This is a genomic window from Paenibacillus terrisolis (assembly GCF_056171975.1).
Genome location: NZ_JBKFGG010000017.1, coordinates 173,603 through 179,602 on the forward strand (window position 1 = coordinate 173,603; position 6,000 = coordinate 179,602).

The 6,000-nt window shown below is 56.9% G+C and carries 4 protein-coding genes and 1 pseudogene; all 5 read right to left on the reverse strand.

Going from position 1 to position 6,000, the window contains the following annotated elements; translation table 11 throughout:
* Window positions 1–4: 4 nt before the first annotated feature.
* A pseudogene (locus ACI48K_RS16360) lies at window positions 5–1,896 on the reverse strand (ABC transporter ATP-binding protein).
* Window positions 1,877–3,685, reverse strand: coding sequence for an ABC transporter ATP-binding protein (locus ACI48K_RS16365; RefSeq protein WP_475028683.1), 1,809 nt, complete (start codon window positions 3,683–3,685; stop codon window positions 1,877–1,879). Before ACI48K_RS16365 ends, ACI48K_RS16360 begins: the two are co-directional and overlap by 20 nt.
* A gap of 52 nt (window positions 3,686–3,737) precedes the next feature.
* Window positions 3,738–4,343, reverse strand: coding sequence for a P-loop nucleotide/nucleoside kinase family protein (locus ACI48K_RS16370; protein ID WP_475028684.1), 606 nt, complete (start codon window positions 4,341–4,343; stop codon window positions 3,738–3,740).
* Between the two features lie 418 nt (window positions 4,344–4,761).
* Entirely contained in the window at window positions 4,762–5,322 is a 561-nt protein-coding gene (ssuE, locus tag ACI48K_RS16375; protein ID WP_475028685.1) for an NADPH-dependent FMN reductase, read from the reverse strand.
* A gap of 315 nt (window positions 5,323–5,637) precedes the next feature.
* Window positions 5,638–6,000: ADP-dependent NAD(P)H-hydrate dehydratase (locus ACI48K_RS16380; protein WP_475028686.1), on the reverse strand; the 363-nt coding region annotated here is incomplete at its 5' end.

The window sequence follows — 6,000 nt, forward strand, 5'->3', positions numbered from 1 at the left end:
GAACCTACAGTTCTTCCACGCTTAGTCCGCCGAGTTGCAGGTTGTAGTAAAAGCCCCGCAGACGCAAAAGCGCTTCATGAGAGCCACGCTCGATCAACCGGCCTTCCTTCAGGACGAGAATCTGGTCGGCCTGCCGGATCGTGTTCAGCCGGTGGGCGATCACGAAGCTGGTACGGCCCGACATGAGCCGCTGCAGCCCCTCCTGGATTTTGATCTCCGTAACGGTGTCGATGCTGCTTGTCGCTTCATCCAGCACAAGAATCGACGGGTTGGCAAGGATCGCCCGTGCAATGGCCAGCAACTGCTTCTGTCCCTGGCTGATGCCGCTGCCGCCGGCATCCAGCATTTTGTCGTAGCCGCCCGCCATGCGGACGATAAAAGAGTGGGCATTCGCCAGCCTCGCGGCCTCCTCCACCTCTTCGTCCGTGGCGTCCAAACGCCCGAATCGAATATTTTCCCGAATCGTTCCCTGGAACAGGAACGAATCCTGCAGCACAAACGCCATATGGGAGCGCAGACTTTCGCGGCGAATCGAACTAATATCTCGTCCGTCGACCGTGATCTTCCCCTTTGCCGGATCGTAAAACCGGGACAGCAGCTGGATCAGCGTCGTTTTGCCGGCGCCCGTCGGCCCGACCAGGGCAATCGTCTCGCCGGGCTTGGCCGTAAAGCTGATATCCTCCAGCGTATCCCCGTTCTCTTCTCCATGCTCCTCATAGGAAAAAAACACCCGGTCAAAAACGACCTCCCCATTTATTCCGCCGAGTGACACCGCACCGCCTTCATCCTTAAATTCTGCTTCCTCGTCCATAATTTCAAATACCCGTTCCGCTCCGGCAATGGCGGACAGCAACGTGTTCCATTGGTTCGCCAGATCGTTCAGCGGCCGGGTGAACTGTCTCGCATATTCCACGAATACGATAATGACGCCGACCGTGATCTGCCCGTGGATGGCCAGAACCCCGCCGATCCCGGCTACAAGGGCAAAGCTCAGGTTGTTGAGGCCGTTCATCAGCTTCGGAATGAACCCGGAAATCGTCTGGGCCCAAAAACCGGATACCGGATGGCGCTATTGCGCTCCCGGAATTCGCGGATGACCCTCTGCTCCTGAGAAAACGCCTTGATGATCCGCTGTCCGGAGAGGGTTTCTTCAATAAAGCCGTTCAAATGGCCCATGTCTTGCTGGCGCTGCTTGTAAAGCGGGCCTGTCCGCCGGGTGATCCAACGCATGCCAAGCGTCATAAGCGGCACGACCAGAAAGGTCAAAAGCGTCAGCAGTGGGCTAAGATACAGCATGACCGCCACGGTTCCGACGAGCGTCAGAACACTGGAGAAAATCTGGATCGCCGAGCTGTTCAGCGTAGTGCTGACGTTGTCCATGTCATTGGTAAGCCGGCTCATGATCTCCCCCTGCTGTCTTTTGCCGTAAAAAGGAATCGGCAGACGGTGAAGCTGGGCAAACAGCTCGGAACGCAAGCGGTACACGGTCTCCTGGGCGATTTCGATCATCCAGATATTCTGCAGCCAGGAGGTGAGCGAAGACAGAGCATACACCAAACCCAGTCCGGTCAAAAAAAGCGCCCAAGCTCGGCCGCCGCCGCCCTCGAGAAAATCATCCACGGCCATCCCCACCAGATAAGGCCCCAGCAGCCCAAACGCCGAACTGAGAATCACCATGAGCAGTACCAACGCCAGTCTGGTTTTATGCCGGGCGAGATATTTCCAAATCCGGACGAGCGTACCGGACCAGTTTTTAGCCCCGGCTTTGGTCCGCGGATCGTTTTTGCCTACGGAACCGCCCTTCCGCTTGCCGGACCCGGCTCCTTTGGACTCGCGCCCATACGCTTCCGGCTGGGGATATGGCTGCCGAAAGGACTCAGTGAAGGTCTTCAGCATAGCTTGGCTCCGCCTCCTTCCCGTACTGGGAATCAAAGATGCGCCGGTACAGCCCCGATGTCCGCAGCAGTTCCTCATGCGTGCCGCTTGCGATCAGGCGGCCTTCGTCGAGCAGCAGGATCAAATCGGCCGAAACGGTCGAACTTATCTTTTGAGTAATCAGAAACGTCGTGCAGGACAATCGGCCGATTTCTTCCAGCAAAGCCGCCTCCGTTCGCATATCAAGCGCGCTTGTGCTGTCGTCCAGGATCAGGATCGCCGGATGGCGTACCAGCGCTCTGGCGATCGACAGCCGCTGTTTCTGCCCGCCGGATAAATTCACGCCGCGTTGTCCCAGCATCGTATCGTAGCCCTGCGGCAAATGCTCGATCGTCTCGTGAATCTGCGCTTTGAGCGCAGCCTCCCGAATCTCCTCGCGGCCGGCTTCTTCCCGCCCCCAGGCGATGTTGTCGCGGATCGAACCGGTAAACAGCAGCGCTTCCTGAGGCACATAACCGATCGCCTTGCGCAAATGCTCGGGATTCATCTCCCGGATATCGACGCCGTCGATCCGGATGCTCCCCTCCGTCCGGTCATACAGGCTGGGAATCAGTTGAACCAGCGAAGTTTTCCCGGAACCCGTCGCCCCCAGAATTGCGATTCGCTGCCCCGGACGAGCGGTAAACGAAATATCTTCCAGCACTGGCTGCTCCCGCCCCGGATAACGGAAGCCGACGCGATCAAATTCTACTTGGCCGCGAACCGGAAAATTTCCGCTCTCGCCGGAGCAAGGCGTTAGAGACGATGCACAGCCTCTGTTCCGAGGAACATCTCCAACCTCTAATCCCTTCTCCCGCGCCGTCTCTTCCGCTTCCGTCTCCAGCACCTCCTGAACGCGGCCGGCGGAAGCCATGGCCCGGGAAAACGCGCTCATGATCCAGGACAGCTGCGACAGGGCGCCAATCGAACGCAGCGAGTAGTTCATGACAGCCACGACTTGGCCCACCGAAGCGCTGCCCGCAGAAATTTCCACCCGCCCGAACCACAACACGGCCAGGATGCCCAGATTCATCATAAACAAAATAAACGGCATCGTTGTCTCGGTTAACCGAAGAGCCGATACCGTGCCTTTCCGAAGTTCCTGATTGCGCTTTTCAAACCGTCCGATTTCATGCGGCATGCGCACGAAAACGCGGATCAGCCTCATCCCGGTCAGGTTTTCCTGGATCAGTCCGTTCACGTTGTCCGTCCGGCGCTGGACGGTGCGGAACAAAGCGGAGGCTTTTTTCATCATCCGGAGAATAAACACGAGCAGCACCGGCAAGGTCAAGGTGAGCAGCAGCCCAAGCCGGAAATCGACGATCAGCGCCATAATGACGCTGCCTGCGAAAACCAAAGGCACGCGGGTCGCAAACCGCAAGCTCATGAAGATCATATCCTGGAGCTGCGTGATATCTCCCGTCAGCCGGGTGATTAACGACGAGGCGGCAAACCGCCCGAACACCGCGTACGAGAACGACTGCACCTTCTCGTACAGCTTGTCGCGCAGGTCATGCGCAAACCCCTGGCTGGCGTATGAAGCGAAAAAAGAGCTGGCGATCCCCCCCAGAAAAGCGAGAATCGCGCTTCCCACGAGCACTCCGCCCCACAGCCAGGCGACCGACAGATTATGCGGCCGGATGCCCTCGTCGATGATCCGCGACATGAGCAGCGGCTGAATCAATTCTACCGCCAGCTCGATCAGCATCATGCATAATGCCGAAATCGCCGCCACCCGGTATCTTTTCAGATATGTAAAAACGGTCGCCATTCCAATTCCTCCGGCTTTAAGAGATTCCCCCATACTATTTTTGAAAAGACGCTTATGGGCTTACGACGTCCTCCGACTGAATGAACCGGTATACGCTTTCGATCTTCTCCTCCGTCAAATCCCCGCTATTGTCGAACACGAGGATCGAACCTGCCGGGATATCCCAAGCGATCTTCGGCATAAATTGCACGCAGTCTTTGAACTCGTCCCAATGCTCAAGCTTCCATGTGTCGCGTTCCGTCCGTCTGCCGACGATGCGGTCCTTTTGAACGTCCATATCCTTCAAAGTGACGACAACCACCTTGACGTCCACATCCCGTTTCGCAAGTCCTGCCGCTCCAATGACTTCCTCAATCCAAGCCGTGTTTTTTAGCTCCGCCGTAAACGGGGAGATCATGAACACGTTTTGCCCCACGGCCAAATTTTCAATGCAAATGTCCTTGGTGGTGTCATACTCCAAATCGCGGAGGTGCTGTTTGTAGAAGTCGGAATCTCTATCGTTGACGTCCAGCCCGTTCATTTCCAGCATCTTTTCCACAAAGCGGCCGCCCACGGTATCCCGGTCCAAAAACGCCACCGGCATAAGCTTCGCCAATTTTTTGGCCACCGTCGTTTTGCCCGTCCCGGCAACCCCCACAAAAAACACCAGCTTCAACATCGTTCGTAATCCCCCTTGGTTGTTCAACCTAAAGCTTCTACCATTGTACTATCCGTTTTCGCGGATTCCAACCGAAGAACGTAAAACCGGATGCCCGGAAAAGGGGGCGCAGCCGATCGGATCAGAACACGGCAGGCCTTTTGCATAATGCTCAAGCAGGCTCGTCTTTTCTTCCTTCCGGCAAAATAACATAAGCCTGCTTCCCTGAAATTAACCGGCATTTTTCCAGTTAATTCGGTCCGGCTATTGTGTTAATTAGCTAAGTATCGGCTTGTCTTCGGCAGTCGCTTCGGCGTTGGCCACAAATAAAGGCTTCCGGGGAGAACCAGATCCCGGAAGCCTTTCGGATTGTCGAGGGAAACGGGCGCCTTGGCGATCCGCTTCCCTCCCTTGACGACGATTCATTATTCAAATCGGTTCAGTACTCGGACAACGCGTTTTGACTCATGCGCAGCCGGATTTCCCGGGCGAATTCTCCGACATTTTCCTCCAGTCTCGTTTTCAGCTCATCGGTGATCTCGAAGCCGCCCTCCCCGGTCTTGAGCACCTGGGAATCCACGGCGTATACCCCGCCAAGCATATGGCGAGCGCCAAGCGCGGACAGCACCGGCTTCAGCGAGTAGTCGATCGCCAGCAGATGGGCCATCGTACCGCCCATGAACAGCGGCAGAACGATTTTGCCGGCCAGACCTTTTTGCGGGATCAAATCCAGGAACGTCTTCAGTACGCCCGTATAGGACGCCTTGTAGACCGGGCTTGCCACAACGACGGCGTCCGCCTCGGCGACGATCGCATTTGCGTTTACGATCGCTTCGCTGTCGAATTTGGTATGGATCAGATCCTCCGGTGGAAGCTCGCCTACATTAATATGCCGAACTTCAAATCCTTCCTTAACCAGCAGATCCGTTGCCAGCGCAATAAGCGCGGTCAACCGGGAGCCCGGCGTTGGCATGCCGTTAATCAATGCTATCTTTCCCATGACGGTTACCTCTCCTTTTATCTATGAAATAATTCCGACAATCGCAGTGTACTTTGAAATGATGTTATCAATATTTTAGATAAATTTCAATATATAATCAGAAGACTCTCCCGGCAAAGAAACGGCCTGCCGTTCATTTGGAATCGCTTCTAAGAAATAAAACGGCCCAAAAAATGAGAAATATAAGAGCTATTGATAAAGTAAGCTCCCGCTTCTTCAGCGAGAGCCTAAAGTTGGTATGATGTTTCGACGAGTCGCTGAGTGAGAACGGGCATACCTATCCATCCCGGTCCCCTGTCCGCCAAGGCCGAGGGCCTAAAGCGCCTCGACGATGTCTCCGGCGAGCAGTGACGCCGGATTCCCGCGCCGGGCAGCGGCCTGTTCGCCGGCCATGCCGTGCAGGTAGACGCCCAGCGTCGCCGCCGGCACGGCGTCAAGCCCCTGCGCCAGCAGACCGGCAATCAGTCCGGTCAGCACGTCGCCGGACCCGCCCGTCGCCATCCCCGGATGGCCGGTGACGTTGACGAACACGCGGCCGTCCGGCGCAGCCACGACGGTCCGCGCGCCCTTCAGCACGAGCGTCACGCCGTGCTGCGCGGCAAACCGGCGCGCGACCCCGAGGCGGTCGCGCTGCACCTCGGCTGTCGGCAAGCCCGACAGCCGGGCCATCTCGCCGGG